At 58.2% G+C, this 14870-nt stretch carries 19 protein-coding genes; all 19 read left to right on the top strand.

Annotated features, from left to right (window positions below; translation table 11 throughout):
* Positions 1-324 precede the first annotated feature (324 nt).
* A complete protein-coding gene (locus ACW9IR_RS02905) occupies positions 325-726 on the top strand; it encodes a tail fiber assembly protein (protein WP_102902622.1) in 402 nt (133 codons plus the stop codon).
* Positions 727-828: 102 nt separating this feature from the next.
* Entirely contained in the window at positions 829-1404 is a 576-nt protein-coding gene (locus ACW9IR_RS02900) for a DUF642 domain-containing protein (RefSeq protein WP_102902623.1), read from the top strand.
* 110 nt (positions 1405-1514) lie between these two features.
* Complete coding sequence (locus tag ACW9IR_RS02895; protein WP_102902624.1) at positions 1515-1853, top strand: phage holin family protein; 339 nt, start codon at positions 1515-1517, stop codon at positions 1851-1853.
* A 70-nt stretch (positions 1854-1923) separates the two neighbouring features.
* Complete coding sequence (locus ACW9IR_RS02890) at positions 1924-2445, top strand: hypothetical protein (protein ID WP_102902625.1); 522 nt, start codon at positions 1924-1926, stop codon at positions 2443-2445.
* A 3-nt stretch (positions 2446-2448) separates the two neighbouring features.
* The gene (locus ACW9IR_RS02885) at positions 2449-3057 is read left to right on the top strand and encodes a phage baseplate assembly protein V (protein ID WP_110720151.1); all 609 of its coding nucleotides are present in this window, start codon (positions 2449-2451) and stop codon (positions 3055-3057) included.
* 14 nt (positions 3058-3071) lie between these two features.
* A complete protein-coding gene (locus ACW9IR_RS02880; RefSeq protein ID WP_007908814.1) occupies positions 3072-3404 on the top strand; it encodes a phage baseplate protein in 333 nt (110 codons plus the stop codon).
* Entirely contained in the window at positions 3401-4396 is a 996-nt protein-coding gene (locus ACW9IR_RS02875) for a baseplate J/gp47 family protein (protein WP_102902627.1), read from the top strand. The genes ACW9IR_RS02880 and ACW9IR_RS02875 overlap by 4 nt, the downstream gene beginning before the upstream one ends.
* Positions 4393-5028: a phage tail protein I gene (locus ACW9IR_RS02870; protein WP_095112494.1), complete on the top strand. Its 636-nt coding sequence runs from the start codon at positions 4393-4395 to the stop codon at positions 5026-5028. Before ACW9IR_RS02875 ends, ACW9IR_RS02870 begins: the two co-directional genes overlap by 4 nt.
* Positions 5029-6984 carry a phage tail-collar fiber domain-containing protein gene (locus ACW9IR_RS02865; protein WP_258380128.1) on the top strand — a complete coding sequence of 652 codons (1956 nt, stop codon included), beginning with the start codon at positions 5029-5031 and terminating at the stop codon, positions 6982-6984.
* 15 nt (positions 6985-6999) lie between these two features.
* A complete protein-coding gene (locus ACW9IR_RS02860) occupies positions 7000-7524 on the top strand; it encodes a DUF4376 domain-containing protein (protein ID WP_224796876.1) in 525 nt (174 codons plus the stop codon).
* A gap of 118 nt (positions 7525-7642) precedes the next feature.
* The gene (locus tag ACW9IR_RS02855) at positions 7643-8065 is read left to right on the top strand and encodes a phage tail protein (RefSeq protein WP_150706093.1); all 423 of its coding nucleotides are present in this window, start codon (positions 7643-7645) and stop codon (positions 8063-8065) included.
* 99 nt (positions 8066-8164) lie between these two features.
* Positions 8165-8350 (top strand): hypothetical protein, encoded by a 186-nt coding sequence (locus tag ACW9IR_RS02850; RefSeq protein ID WP_457461541.1) that lies wholly within the window; start codon positions 8165-8167, stop codon positions 8348-8350.
* Positions 8351-8352: 2 nt separating this feature from the next.
* Positions 8353-9519 carry a phage tail sheath protein gene (locus ACW9IR_RS02845; protein ID WP_064120771.1) on the top strand — a complete coding sequence of 389 codons (1167 nt, stop codon included), beginning with the start codon at positions 8353-8355 and terminating at the stop codon, positions 9517-9519.
* A complete protein-coding gene (locus tag ACW9IR_RS02840) occupies positions 9519-10025 on the top strand; it encodes a phage major tail tube protein (protein ID WP_016985055.1) in 507 nt (168 codons plus the stop codon). Before ACW9IR_RS02845 ends, ACW9IR_RS02840 begins: the two co-directional genes overlap by 1 nt.
* Before the next feature lie 155 nt (positions 10026-10180).
* Positions 10181-10762, top strand: coding sequence for a phage tail assembly protein (locus ACW9IR_RS02835; protein WP_186612519.1), 582 nt, complete (start codon positions 10181-10183; stop codon positions 10760-10762).
* A 129-nt stretch (positions 10763-10891) separates the two neighbouring features.
* The gene (locus ACW9IR_RS02830) at positions 10892-13105 is read left to right on the top strand and encodes a phage tail tape measure protein (protein WP_457461538.1); all 2214 of its coding nucleotides are present in this window, start codon (positions 10892-10894) and stop codon (positions 13103-13105) included.
* Complete coding sequence (locus tag ACW9IR_RS02825) at positions 13105-13488, top strand: phage tail protein (RefSeq protein ID WP_116254554.1); 384 nt, start codon at positions 13105-13107, stop codon at positions 13486-13488. Before ACW9IR_RS02830 ends, ACW9IR_RS02825 begins: the two co-directional genes overlap by 1 nt.
* Positions 13481-13693, top strand: coding sequence for a tail protein X (locus tag ACW9IR_RS02820; protein WP_064393145.1), 213 nt, complete (start codon positions 13481-13483; stop codon positions 13691-13693). The genes ACW9IR_RS02825 and ACW9IR_RS02820 overlap by 8 nt, the downstream gene beginning before the upstream one ends.
* A gap of 9 nt (positions 13694-13702) precedes the next feature.
* A complete protein-coding gene (locus ACW9IR_RS02815; protein ID WP_102902637.1) occupies positions 13703-14728 on the top strand; it encodes a phage tail protein in 1026 nt (341 codons plus the stop codon).
* Positions 14729-14870: the final 142 nt, after the last annotated feature.

Genomic DNA, 14870 nt, shown 5'->3' with positions numbered 1-14870 from the left:
GCAAGAAAGCTCTTTAGTTCCACAAGAACAGGCAGCGATGAACCGGCCTCAACGGTTCAGAGGGTTGGCAACTGACCCGGGTGTGCAGCGTAAAGCACCAGTAGCAGTTATCCGGCGGGCAGGGACCGCGGTCGGAAAAACAATTTGAATGGACTCGTACCGCGCCAGTAGCGCCGAAAAGTCAGCTTCCTTCTTCAAATCAGGATTTGAAGGAAGGCGAAGGAGCGCATTACTGAAAAGCCCGGGGTGCAAGCGCCGGGCTTTTTGGAATGCCTGCCTGATCAAACACGACATGCATTGAAAAACACACATCAAGGAATGCACATGAATCTTTATGCACTGGTTGAATACAACAGAGTGGTCCAACTGAAAGAGAGCGAAATCGCTCCTGAAGCACCTGCTTCGCCAGCCTCCGTCTGGGTTGATGTCACCGGCTCGGATGTTCGAGTGGGGTGGGGAGCCACATTCAACGGAATCTGGACCTTCTCTGCACCGACCGAGGAAGAGCTGCGAAATGAAGCCGAGCAGCAGAAATGGCAACTGCTGAATACGGCCGCCAACTGGCTGTTGATGAACTCGTTGCAGTTCAAGGTTGATCTGGCCATGGCCACGGCAGAAGAGCAGGCCCGGCTGCTGGCTCACAAGCAGTACTGCATCGCTCTCAGCGACATCGATAAACAGTCGGGTTACCCGGCAAACATCATGTGGCCGGTCGCTCCTTACTGAGGCATCAAGTCTGCTGTAAAAGCAGACCCATCGTGCAGCCTGGTTCCTTGAGCCAGAAGACCCAAACCAATTCCGAAATTTATCAGGGATGAAAAACAAACCATGTTGAACAATAAAATCGCTGCGCTGTTCACGACTTTCGTACTGCTCGGCACAGGTACAAACGCACTGGCTGCCAATCTGTTGGTGAACGGCAGTTTCGAGCAATCAACCTGCGGCGCAGGCTGCATTCTGGACACTCCCGCAAAAGCCAACGCCATCACAGGCTGGACGACATTTCTGTCTGGTGCCGAATATTTCAACATGCCCAATGCGATTGGCGGCTCTGTTGCAGCAGATGGCGTGATGATCGTTGACTTGGCCAACTACGTGTACGGCAACGGCGGTGGAATACAGCAGAACTTCGCCACGACCGTGGGCGCCAAATACCGGGTGACCTTCAGTGCGGGCAATTCGCGGTTTGCCAGTCGCTCGGGCGACGGCATCATCCAGATGAAAGTGGCAGGACAAACCGCGACCTTCAACACGCCGACCGCCAAAGGCGTTGCAGTTGAATGGGCAACCCTGACCTACGATTTCACCGCAACCACGCCGCAGACAACGCTGGCGTTTTCCAACGAGCAGAACCCGTACGCCAACTTTGCCTTCATTGATGACGTCATTGTCGAGCGTTTGTAACGCCTGTAGACGGGGAGCGTTGGTTTTACTCAAACGTGAGAGAGATGACCTCGATGCATCGGGTCTGCTCACAATTTCTTGGTTCCTCAACGCTACCCCGGAGGCGTGACATGACAAATGAGCAACAAGCCCTGGCCGACATGCCGATCTGGCTGGTCATCCTCCTTGCCGTCGTTGGCGGGGTGTCCGGCGAAATGTGGCGGGCCGACAAGGAGGGCGCTCGCGGCTGGTCATTGCTGCGGCGCCTGGCCCTGCGCTCGGGCGCCTGCATGATCTGCGGCGTGTCGGCGATCATGCTGCTGTATGCCGCTGGCATGTCGATCTGGGCGGCTGGCGCATTCGGTTGCCTGACCGCGATGGCCGGCGCCGACGTCGCCATCGGGTTGTACGAACGCTGGGCCGCCAAGCGCATCGGCGTCTGCGACATCCCGCCTCGCGACCACCCTTAACTTCAGTACTTCTCCGTGCCGCCATTTTGGCGGCAGGGCTGCGCGTGGACGATTGAAAAGGAGGTCATGTATGCCCACACCGATCCAGCAGCCGTCGCAACTGTTTACAGCCATCGCGACGACACTGCGCAACACTACCGGACTCAACCTCAGCGTCGGCAATCATGATGATTTCACTGCACCGGGCGATCAGGCCTGGGTGCTGATCGACTTCGACCGCAATGGACCGGGAGTGCGTGCCGCTGACGGGCGAATTGCTCATGTCATGACGGTCTCCCTGCAAGTCATCCCGGCCCTTGCCGCCAGCGCATTTTCAGCATGCGATCTGATCGCGGTGCTGAAAAACCTGATTACTGACAATCGCTGGAACCTGCCCGGCGATCAATGCGATCTGCCGATGAATATTGATGGCCTGCCGTCGCTGCTGGTCCGCGCTGACCAGCCATACAAGACCTGGACCCTGACGTTCGATCAGACCCTCTACCTCGGTCCGACCTTGCTCGACGACCCGCTGGGTACGCCGAAATTCGCTCGTACCTGGGAAGTCAGCAACATTGACGACCCCGACCAATACACCGCGCTGGAGGCCTGACCGATGTTCGACGCATTACTGCGTATGCAGCTGGGTCCGATCATCGAACGCCTGGCCGAAATGGAAGCGGAAATCGACGACCTGCACCGCCGTGCCGAAAGCTTCTGCCGTATCGGCATTTGCCAGACAGTCGACGCTGCGAGCAACACCTGTCAGGTCAGTCACGGTGGCTTGCTCACGCCAGCCATCAAGTTCTTCAACCCCAGCGCTGGCGCGCAGAGTGAGTCGCGGATTCCGACGGTGGGCGAGCAGTGTCTGCTGTTCAACTACGGCAGCGGCGAAAGTGGTGCGCAATCCGTGGCGCTGTTCGGTCTGAACAGCGATCGTTTTCCACCAGCCTCTACGATCCCGACGCTGACCCGTCGCGTGCATCAGGACGGTAGCGAAAGCGGCTATGACGACGCCACCCACATCCTGCACTGGCAAAACGGCCCGGCAGCTTTCAGCGGTTCACGCGAATCGCTGGAGCTGAGCATCGGCCCGGCCCGGTTAGCGATGACACCACAACTGATCACTCTGCAACTTGGTGCCGTCGGCCTGACTATCGACGCTTCCGGCGTGCATTTCAGCGGCCCATTGGTCGATCACCAGGGCCGTGTCATCAGCCCCTGATTCAAGAGCCTCCCATGATCGGAATCGATAGAGACAGCGGGGCCACGGTCGACGACTGGCTGCAGTTTGTGCAGCGCGCGACCCGGGCCCTGACTACGCCGCTCGGCACCCGGCAAAAAAGGCCCCTGTATGGCTCGTTGATCCCCTCGCTGCTGGGGCAGAACCTCGGCGACGACGTCCTGCTTCTGGCCCAGAGCCATGCGGCGCAGGCGTTCTATAACGCGCAGAACGGGATCAGCGATTTTCAGCCGCAAGTGATCGTCGCCAGCCGTCAGGGCGCCGGTCTGCTGTTGCGCTTCGCCGGCACCTGGAAAAACCGTCAACAAACCTTCGAGGTCGTGACATGAGCATGTTGATCCCCGGCCAGAACCAATTGGCCGAACCCGCGCTGATCACCGTTGAAGCCTTCGAAGACTTGCTCGCTGAGTTCAAGACTTTCGTCGTCGAATACGTCGGGGCGCGTTCGCCGGACAGTGCTGCGAAACTCAGGACCAGTCTCGAGAACGAAAGCGAACTGCTGACCCTCGCGCTTGAAGCTTTCTGCGTGCGCCTGCAAACCCACGAGCGCAAATACAACGCTCGCATCAAACAGATGCTGGCGTGGTGGGCGACGGGCAGCAACCTTGATGCGCGGCTGGCGGACATGGGCCTTGAGCGGCAGTTGCTCGATCCCGGCGATCCGGCAGCATTTCCGCCGGTGCCGGCGATTTATGAAAGCGACGACGACGCTCGCTTGCGTTATTACCTGGCTCCCCATGCGCCGGCCGCTGGCTCGAGAATGCAGTATCGCCGTGAGGTTTTTACTCTCGGCGAGCGGCCAACGGTACAGGTCGAATCCACCGAAGCGGGTGTGGTGAATGTCACTTACACCTTCAGCCCGGATGGCCTTGCTGCACAGGTCAAGGATGGTAACGGTCGACGCACCGCGTCGGGCGAAGTGCAGGTTACTGTGCTGTCCCGCGACGGCGATGGCACGCCTTCCACAGCATTGCTTGACGGCGTTCGCCAGCACTTCGCACGGCCTGATGTACGACCGGAAACGGACCTTGTTACGGTCAAGGCTGCTGACATTCAGCGCTACAAGATTCGCGTTGTCGCCAAAATCAATTCCGGCCCCGATTCGGGCCTGACCAAAGTCGCCGCGCAGCAACAATTGCAGGCCTACGCCGACAGTTGCCATCGCCTCGAAGGCCGGGTCGATCCGAGCTGGATCGACTACACGCTGCACAGCGCCGGTGCCGTGCAACTGCAGATTCTCGAACCGCTGGCGCCGATCGTGACGACGGCGTTTCAAGCGCCGTATTGCACGGCGGTCGAGGTTGAGGTGCTGACGCTATGAGTGAACAAACTCAGCGCCCGACGCTGTTGCCGGCCAACAGTTCGGCACTCGAACGAGGTCTGGATCTCGGCTTTGGCGCCTTGCTTGATCGCATCGCACCGCCGTTTCCGGAACTGATGAACCCCGCAGAAACCCCGGTCGCCTTTCTGCCGTATCTGGCAGCGGATCGCGGTGTTGCCGAATGGAGCAGCGCCGCACCGGAAGCGGAAAAACGCCTGACCGTCGAACTGGCCTGGCCCACCGCGCGTCAGGCCGGCACCCGCAAGGCGCTGGAAAACGCCGCCAAGGGTTTGCAACTACGCCCGGAAATCCGCGCTTGGTACGAACAGACACCGCCCGGCGCGCCGTACAGTTTTTCCGTTCGCGCCTTCAGCGACCAACCCTACAGCGAAGAAATCGACGCCCGTCTCGACCGACGCCTGGCGGATGCCAAGAGCGAACGCGATGTGCTGACGGTCTCGGTCGGCTTGAGCGCTTTCGGCAATCACGTCATCGCCGCTGCGACGTTCTGCGGCGAACTGACCACGGTTTATCCGGTGTTCATCGAAGGGCTGGAAACCTCGGGAGAGGCGTTCATGGCTGCCGGTATGTACACCGTCGAAACATCCACTATTTATCCTCAGGGGGCCTGAATGGCTGACTATTACACCCTGCTCACCAACGCAGGGATTGCCTACGAAACGGCGTGCAAGGCCGCGGGCACGCCGATCAAGTTGACGCAGATTTCCGTCGGTGACGGCGGCGAGGGCGGGGTCTACAACCCGGCCGCGACCGCCACCGCGCTGAAACGCGAAGTCTGGCGCGGGCCGCTCAATGCGCTGTTCCAGGACGAGAAAAACCCGAGCTGGCTGCTCGCCGAAGTGACCATTCCGCCGGATGTCGGCGGCTGGTATGTGCGAGAGGCGGGGCTTTGGACTGATACCGGGATTCTTTACGCCATCGTCAAATATCCGGAGTCGTTTAAACCGGTATTGGCCACGTCGGGTTCGGGTAAAGAGTTCTACATTCGTTCGATTTTCGAGACGAGTAATGCGTCGCTGGTGACGTTGTTGATTGATGACACGGTGGTTAAGGCGACGCGTGCGTGGGTCACGGGGTACGTGGCGGATGAACTTGCGAAGCTGGATGCCAAACAATCGGTACGTGTTGCGACGACGACCAACATTATTCTGACCGCAGCGCAAACTATTGATGGTGTCGCGGTGATTGCCGGTGACAGGGTGTTGGTGAAGAACCAGACCTTGGCAAAAGACAACGGTATCTACGTAGTTGCTAACGACGTCTGGATTCGTGCAAAAGATGCTGACAGCAACTTGAAAGTGACTTCTGGCCTGACGGTTTCCGTCGAGCAGGGCACAACCCAGTCCGACACGATCTGGCAATTGGTCACTGATGGAGCGATTGCGCTCGGCACCACGGCGCTGATGTTCCAGAACATTACCGTTGGCTTTGCCCCACTGAAATCACCGGCACTCCTAGACAGTCCGACAGCGCCCACTCCGGTGCAATTCAACAATAGCAAATTGTTGGCAACCACCGAGTTTGTGCAGCGGGCGTTGGGTAGTTATGCGGATCTGGTGACTTATCCGGGCAGCATTGATTTGGCGGTGAGCGATGTCGGGAAGCTGGTTTCACCTGGTGGATCCGCTTCAACAATCACACTTCCCGACGCTGGTGCCGTTCCTCAAGGATCGATCGTTACCGTTCTGGCTGGCCTGAATGGAGCTACGTTCAAAGCCAAGGCCGGACAGACGTTGATTGCTATCAATGGCGCTATTGGCCCCTTTACTCAGCCGCAATCAACTGTTTCGGCGTTTCGGCGTTTGAGTAATGGCACGGGCTGGACGATGGAGGGCGGCGACGGAGCATTGAAGTATTCTCCGATCATGTCCGGCCCGCATTGGGTAACCGCACCACAATTTGAGAATGGCAAGACGTTCGCCACCACAGAGTTCGTCCAGCGCGCGTTGGGGAATTTCAGCGGCCAGACAAACATCGAGACTCTTCCAGCTTCACTGACTCCGGCAATGGCCGGGCGCAGGATTGTCGTCACCGGGCCGGGAGCTCTGACACTGCCTTCGCGGCTCGCCAGCCCGGTCGGGTCCAAGTTCTACATCATCAATATCGGAACAGGTGACGTCACTGTAAATCGTCAAGGTAACGACAGTATTTCTGCCCTTGGCAAGGCGCTCAATAGCATCACGATCCAGAGTGGCTCTAACGCTGTTGTAACGTGCGGCGACAACTATTACGTCGTCGAAGAAGGCGTTTCTTCGCTGAAGTACTCCAATGAGTTTTCGGCGTCGCTGTTACAGAACGGCTACCAGCAGTTACCGAGCGGATTGATTATTCAGTGGGGTACGGCCACCACCACGACAGGCGCAGATTTGGCAGTTCTGTTCCCGATGACATTTCCTGCGAGGTTGGTGTCCCTCAATGGGACCGCTTATATCGGTGGCGGCGGTACTAGAGATACAAATGTCATGCTTCGGACTGATGGGCCGGGTAAGGCAGGTTTTAGTGCGGGTGCTTTCCTTTCCGGAACGCGAGTGGCTGAAGCGTTCTATTGGGTCGCTATTGGCTGGTAAGCCTGAGGATTTATTGTGAGCGTAAAACTGGTTGTATTTGATGAACAGCAAAACCTCTCGGGTCGTTACGACTCCGGAATACATGGAAAAAATGTTCCTGAAGGTGCAGTTGAGATCAGCGATGAGCTCTTCCTGAGAACGATCAACGAGACAGACGGTGTGTGGCGGTTGGTCGACGGCGAAGTGGTCAAGTCGCCTTTTCCGAAGATTGAGCCGAATTATCCAGCACTGTTTGCTGCCGAACGTTTTCGACACGAAACGTCAGCGATCTTCGTTGAAGCTTTGAATATCGAAACAACCCGCGACAGCCAGGCTCTGATCGCCAGCACCGGCCTATCAGCCATACTTGATCCTGATTACCGCTGTAACTTCAAGACCCTCGACGGCTTCGTCGAGATCGGCGCCGAACAAATCATTGCCATCGCCAAGGCTGTCCGGTCACACGTTCAGGCCTGCTTTGATCGCGAACTTGATCTGCTCCAGGCTTTTGAGGCTGGAACCTATAAAAATGAAATGCTCGCTGTAGGTTGGCCGGCCTAGGCACTGCTCGCACTGATCACTGCGCTTCAATAAGCGCCCCACACCGTGGGGCGTTTTCATATCTGACCACTCACGAGAGTGGTTTTAGAGTCGTCGTTAATCAAACAAGGAAGAACCTATGTTTTATGCACCCTCCACGGGCGGTTTTTACGATCCCGCCATCCATACAGAAATTCCAAGCGATGCTGTTGAAATCTCGCGTGAGTACTGGCGCGAGTTATTGAACGGGCTGTCTACCGGCAAGATGATTGTCATGAATGAAAATAACTATCCGGTACTGGTTGATCTGCCGGGGCCAACACCTGCGGAACTTGAGAGCATTGAACGCTACTGGCGCAAACAGCAGATCGCGCTCACTGATCCCGTAGTCAACCGTCACCGTGACGAGGTGGACCGTTGGCCAACCCAGCTGACCCCGGCGCAATACATCGAGTTGCAAACGTACCGCCATGTGCTTCGTCTGTGGCCGGAGGGCGGTGAGTTGCCCTTGAGCGAACACCGCCCGGCAGCGCCGGAATGGCTCGCTAGCCTGCCTGAATAAAAACGCCCCGCACTGACGGGGCGTTTTCTTACCCGCTGATCAGCAACTGATAGCCCCTTGTTGAAACCAAGGGGCTTTTTCGTCTTTGGAGAAACCCGAATGGCAACCCGCCGAACCTACACCGTGCTCGTCCCATTCCCCACCGGCGGTGGGCACTGGTCGAGCATCGGTCAAGAACTCGATCTGCTCGACGTCGAGGCCAGTGCCTTGCACTTCGCCGGTCGACTGGAACTGAAAACCCCAACCACCCAGGCCAAAAAGGCCGCCGCCAAGAAGGCTGACTGACTATGGCTGAGGTTCTGAACTTCGAGCACAACGGCATTACCGTCAATGCCACTGAATCCCCCGAGGCCATGGGTGGCCTGGGTGACAACGTCATCGGTCTGGTCGGCACTGCGCCGAAAGCCGATCCGCTGATTCCGCGTAACGCACCGTTCCGCATCAACAGCTTCACCACCCACGCGCTGCTCGATCCGACCGGTTCCGAAGAGGGCACTCTGTATCACGCGGTTTACCAGATCCTCAAAGTGGTCAAGGTGCCGGTCTACGTGGTGATCGTCGAAGCGGGCGCGACCCCGGCCGACACCGTTAACGCAGTGATCGGCGGTGTTGATCCACTGACCGGCCGCAAACTGGGTCTGGCGGCGCTGGGCAGTGTCCCGGAAGACCTGACCATCATCGGCGCACCGGGCTTCACCGGCACTAAAGCGGTGGCCAGCGAGTTCGCCTCGTTCGGCAAGCGCATCAAGGCCCGAGTGGTGCTGGACGGCAAGGATGCCTCGGTCGCCGATCAAGTGCTGTACAGCCAGGAGCTGGGCGGCGCCGATCTCGGTTTCGACCGGTGCCTGGTGGTGCACAACATGCCGGCCGTGTACTCGAAAGCGGCGAAGAAAAACGTCTTCCTGTCGCCTTCCAGCCTGGCGATTGCCGCGCTGGCCAAGGTCAAGCAGTGGGAGAGCCCGGGCAACCAAGTGACCTATGCCGAGGACGTTTCGCGGGTCGTTGAATACAACATCCTCGACACTTCCACTGAAGGCGATCTGCTCAACCGCTACGGCGTCAGCTACTACGCCCGCACCGTGCTTGGCGGCTTCTCGCTGCTGGGTAACCGCTCGATCACCGGCAAGTTCATCAGCTACGTCGGCCTCGAAGATGCGATCAGCCGCAAGCTGGTCAAGGCGGGCCAGAAAGCCATGGCCAAGAACCTCACCAAGTCCTTCATGGATCAAGAGGTCAAGCGCATCAACGACTGGCTGCAAACCCTGGTCGCCGACGAAACCATTCCTGGCGGCAGCGTGTATCTGCACCCGGAACTGAACAGCGTCGAGAAGTACAAGAACGGCACCTGGTACGTGGTCATCGACTACGGCCGCTACGCGCCGAACGAACACATGGTTTATCAACTCAACGCCCGCGATGAAATCATCGAGCAGTTCCTGGAGGACGTTCTCTAATGTTTACCAACCGTGTAAGACAGGCCATCGCGGCCACCCTGCAAGGCCTGCCGTTGTCGGCCACCGTTGAAGAGTTCACCCCGCCGAAGATCGAATTCGATGTGGAAGAGATGCGTGGCGGCCGCTTCATCGTCGAAGAAATGGCCAAGGGCGGCAAAGCGCTCAACGCCAAGCTGACCCTGCAAGGCCTCGGCGCTGAAGTCATGCTTGCACTCGGTGTGAAGCTGGGCGACGACATCCTGCTGAACGTGCGTGAAGCCGGTCAGGATCAGGACGGCAACACCTGGTTCACCTACCACACCGTCGGCGGCAAGTTGAAGTCCCTCGAAGAAACTGCAGTGAAAATGGGTGAAAAACCCAAGACCAATCTGGAACTGTCCTGCCGCACCTACAACCGCCTGGAAAACGGCGTACCGGTGATCGACATCGACGTGCGCACCCAGAAATTCGTGCTCAACGGCGTCGACATCCTCGGTGATGCGCGGCGTGCGGTGCTGATGCCGTAACCCTCGGCACAACACAAAACCCTGTAGGAGTGAGCCTGCTCGCGATGAGGTCAGCACATGCAACATCAATGTGCTTGAAAGACCGCTATCGCGAGCAGGCTCACTCCTACAAGGGAATAGCGACACCCCCTCAAGAATCACCAAGGAATTCATACATGTCGTGGATGCCACCCCAGCATGACCTGTTGTCGCCGATCACCGGCGACGACGGTTCGCAGATCGAATCGATCCAGCTCAAACCACTGTTCTACGCCGCGCAAAAAGAAGCGCTGGAACGCGCCGGCGATGATGAAGACGATCAGTTCTTCGAACTGGCGCTGCTCGCCACCGGCCTGTCGGTCAAGGAACTCGACCAACTCAAGCGCCCGGACTACGTGAGCATCGCCCAGTACGTGCACGAGATGTCGACACGTCCTGCGTCGTACTTTCTGGAGCAGGTCGAAGATGCGGAAAAATCCGCCGATCCCGACCAGGTGCAATTGCTGCAACCGCTCGCCGTCACCGGCCGCACCGTGACCTCGCTGAGCCTGGAAATGCCGGTGCTGCGCGCGACCAAAGTGATGAAGAAACTGAAAACGGCCAAGGAACGCGCCGAGTTCATCACTGCCCATTGCACCGGTCTGATGATCCCCGATCTGGCCCTGATGACCGTCCCGGACTGGACGCAATTGCAGGTGCGCATCGACGATTTTTTAAACCAGCCGGCGGCCTACTTTCGGAACGCGACATCGAAGTAATCCTCGATATCGTCCCGCTCATTTACCCGGTAAGTGAAGCGGAAATTCTCGAATGGGACGCCGAAAAGGCGTTGCGCCGCTACGACATAGCGATCACTCGCCTTGGCGTGAAACAGGAGTAGAGCGGCAATGGCAGAGAGCAAATATGCGCTCACGTACGCCGGAGAGGGCGGCAATACAACGGGCGGATTTACACTGCCCGACAACCTCGGCAAACCGCTGCAGGATTTGAACGTCACATTGGCGTTGGCAAGCGTGGATATTCGTTTGCTGACTCAGGAGCAGATCAAGCTGCGGGAGCTACTGGTCAGCCAGCAGTCGTTGTTCAAGGCTGGCGCCGCCGCTCCCGCCACGAGCGAACCAAAGTCAAAACTCAACGCCGAGATCGAGCAGCGTCCGCCGCCAAAAATCACTCAGTCGGCAATGGCCAACGAAGCGATGCTGGTTGAATTGAATCAGGTGCTGCACCTGAGCAACGAATCGCTTCAGGCACTCTCGGAAACGAACCTGGAAATCGCCAGTGATAAACGGGTTGCCCCTAGTGGGTCGACTGGTGCGGATTTGCTGCAAGTGCAACTCTCAGCGCTGCGGTCCGGCATCAGTGATGGTCTGAAGGGCGAGCAGAAAAAGGAGGCATTACAGGACTTCTCTCGTGATGCCGCCATCAATGCCTCGGCCTTCAAGATCGATGTCAGGGCTGCTGGCGAGATGTTGGCGGGCTGGCGCACCGCTCTGAAGCTTGATCGGGTGCAGAGCCAGGATCTGGCAGACGCGACCAGCTACCTTGGCAACAGTGGCCTGAACGTCAAAACCGCTGACATCGGTTCCGTCGTTCAAAGTGCCGGGGAGGGCGCCAAAGCTGCAGGGATGACGCCCGAGCAAGTGGCTGCACTTGCGGCAGCGTTTCTGAACAGTGGCGCTAACAAGACAGATGCCGCAGCGGCGCTGAAGAGTTTCACGACGGTTCTGGGTAAAGGTGAATCCGCCTCTTCGGCGCAGCGCTCGGCCTGGGCCGAAATGGGTCTGAACCCCGAGTCGCTGGCACGTGGGATGAGTGAAGATGCCCCCCATACGATTAAGTTGGTTCTGGAAGAACTCAAGAAGCAACCTGAAGAGAAACAGGCATCACTGACAAAAACGCTGTTTGGCAACAATGATGCAATCCTTGAGTTGTTGAAGAAGCCTGAGGATGCTCAAACTGCGTTCAAACTGGTTTCTGACAAGTCCCTGTATGCAACATCCAAACGCGGTGAGGATGCAGGTTCGGCGGCACAAACCGCTGAGGCTTATGGCAATACATCGCAGGGGCGCTGGAATGCGCTGGATGCGAGTCTGAACAGGCTGTCCACGGCGGTCGGCAATTCATTGGCCCCGATGACAGACGGCTTTGCAGTCGGGCTGACTGCGGTGGTCAATGAACTGAGCGCGGCGGCCGAATCCTTCCCGTTCGTCACCGCTGCACTGACTTTGCTTGGGGTAGCTGCCACGCCGTTCGTAGCAGGCGCGCTGAAGACCGGTGTGTCCTCAGTGCTCGACGCGGTTTCCACAAGACTTTTGCGCTTGGCGGCTACGCGTTTACCGTCTGAAATCGGCGAAATGATCGCTGGTGAGGATGACGACAATGGCGGTCGCAAAAAGAAACGATCAGCACACAGGCCGGGGCAAGGCAAACGGGCCAAGACCCCGGCGAAAAGTGCTCCGCCGCGCACTCCAGCTGCTCGCCAAAGCCTGGGCAATCGCTTACGCGGTGCAGCGCTCAAGGTTATGCCTGCCATCAAAAGCACGGCTGCCAAGGTCTTGCCCGCAGTGCGGAGCGCAGGCGCCAAGGTTATGCCTATGCTGTCTCGAGCTGCGCCTATTGTGGGTAAAGTTGCTGCACCATTGATGATTGCACACGCCGCCTACAAAGGCCTGAAAGGCTGGCGTGAGGGTGATGACAAAGCCGTGGGAGCGGCAACAGGTGAGTTAGCGGGTACAGCCATTGGCGCGGCCGTCGGCTCGCTTTTTCTTCCCGTTGTCGGTACAGCCATCGGGGGAGTCCTGGGTGGATTAGCGGGATCATACCTGGGGGAAAAACTCGCCAGCCCGCCCGCCGACAAACTCTCTGCGCCGGGAGATGTCGCGAAAAATCTGGTCAACGCTCCCTCCCAAAGCCAAAACCAGCAAGTCACCTTCTCGCCCTTGATCCAGGTCACCTGTCCGGCTCCGGACACGGCTGAACAAATCCGCACAATCATCGGGCAGCAACTGAGTGGACAATTCCACGGCCAGTTCCTGCCGCTGTTGACCAACAACCCACTCGCCACCCGCCGTGACGCAGCCCTGACCGATGGAGCCGCCTGATGAAACAACAAATGGCATTAGGCAGCTTCATCTTCGGCCTCTCGCGCCAATTTGCGTACCACTCGTTGTTGCGCAAGTCCGATGGTGGCTGGACGGAAATACAGATTCTCACCAGCAAACCCAAATCCAGTCAGACCGGACAGAAGCCGGAAACCCTGACCATCACCGGCAAGTCGATGTACGCCGTGGCCATGGACCGGCTGGATGAACTGCGCGCCTTGCAGGCGCTGCGTATTCCGTTGCCGCTGATCGATGGCATCGGTCGCAACTGGGGGCTGTGGCGGATAAACAACGTTCAGGAAACCCAGACCCAGATCATCGATGACGGCACGGCGATGGTCGTCGATTGGGTCATCGAATTGGCGGAGTTCAACAATGCGTAAGGTTCGAAGCGTGGCCGGTGATTCGGTGAATCTGCTGCTCTACCGCGAAACCGGGCGCAGCGACGATGCCGCTGAAGAAGCCCTGTGGAAGCTCAACCCGACCCTGGCCGAGCACGGCCCGGTTCTGCCCGCTGGCATCTGGGTCGTGCTGCCTGAACTCGACAGCAAACCTGCTGCGATCAAAGCGCTCACGGCCTGGGATTAAGGAGGTTGTATGGCATTGGGTTTTACCCCGGTCGTGCAGATTTATGGCGCAAACGCGGATCTGCTCAACCAGCGTCTTATCAGTTGGGAGCACATTGATGCCGCCGGTATCGAGTCGGATCAACTGACCCTGACCATTGATCTGGAAGGCCTCGAAGGGCTGCCGAACCTCGGCGGGAAAATCGGCCTGCTGGTGGGCTACCTGGAAATGGAAGAGATGGTCGACAAGGGCCAGTTCAAAGTTACTCGCCTGACACCGACGCTGTTTCCGTTTCGCCTGACCCTGGTGGCCACTGCAGCGCCATTCAGCAAGGATGACGAGACCGGTTTCAAGCAGCGCCGCACTGCCAGTCATGGACCGACGACGCTCGGTCAATTGTTTAGCCAACTGGTGTCGCAGCACGGATTTTCATCGCGTGTCGCTGCGGACGTGTCGATGATCAAGATCGCCCACGTCGACCAGTCCAATGAAACTGACATGGGCTTTCTGACGCGGCTGGCAAAGAAGTACAACCTGGTCGCCAAACCTTATGGCGATGCGTATGTGCTGGCGCGGCCCGGGCAGATCAAATCAATCTCGGGGCAGAAACTGCAGGATGTGACGTTGTCGGTCACCCACGACAATCGTCCCGGCGATCACGCCTTCATCAGCGCCACGCTGGAAGAGGCCGCCCGCGAACAGGCCAAGGGCTGCAAGACCTGTTTTGTCGATGCGGTTACAGGCGTTTTGCACTGGGTCGAAACGGGACTTGCGCCGTTCAAGACCATCCGCCAGAAGCAACCCAACGAAGCGGATGCCATCGCTGTGGGCGAAGGCGAAGTGCGCAAGATGCTCCGGCAAAAGTACAAGGTGAAGATCACCTGCCCCGGCGATCCGCGACTGGCCGCTGAAGGCCTGGTACTGCTTGATGACACCTGGCCGGATTTCATGCGCGGGCGCTGGTCGATCGACAAGGTCACCGCCAGCGGCAACCGCGAGAACAGCTATCGCTGCCTGATCGATGCCAGCGGCCTCGATCCAAAGGCTGAAGACTGATCTCTCAACACCACAAATCCCTTGTAGGAGTGAGCCTGCTCGCGATTGCGGTGTATCAGTCACCATCGATTCTGACTGTAAGTCCGCTATCGCGAGCAGGCTCACTCCTACATGAGTCCTGCGGTAACTCCCACTATTTGGA

Source organism: Pseudomonas sp. SDT291_1_S447, assembly GCF_054070155.1.
This window is presented reverse-complemented; position numbering and strand designations above follow the sequence as displayed.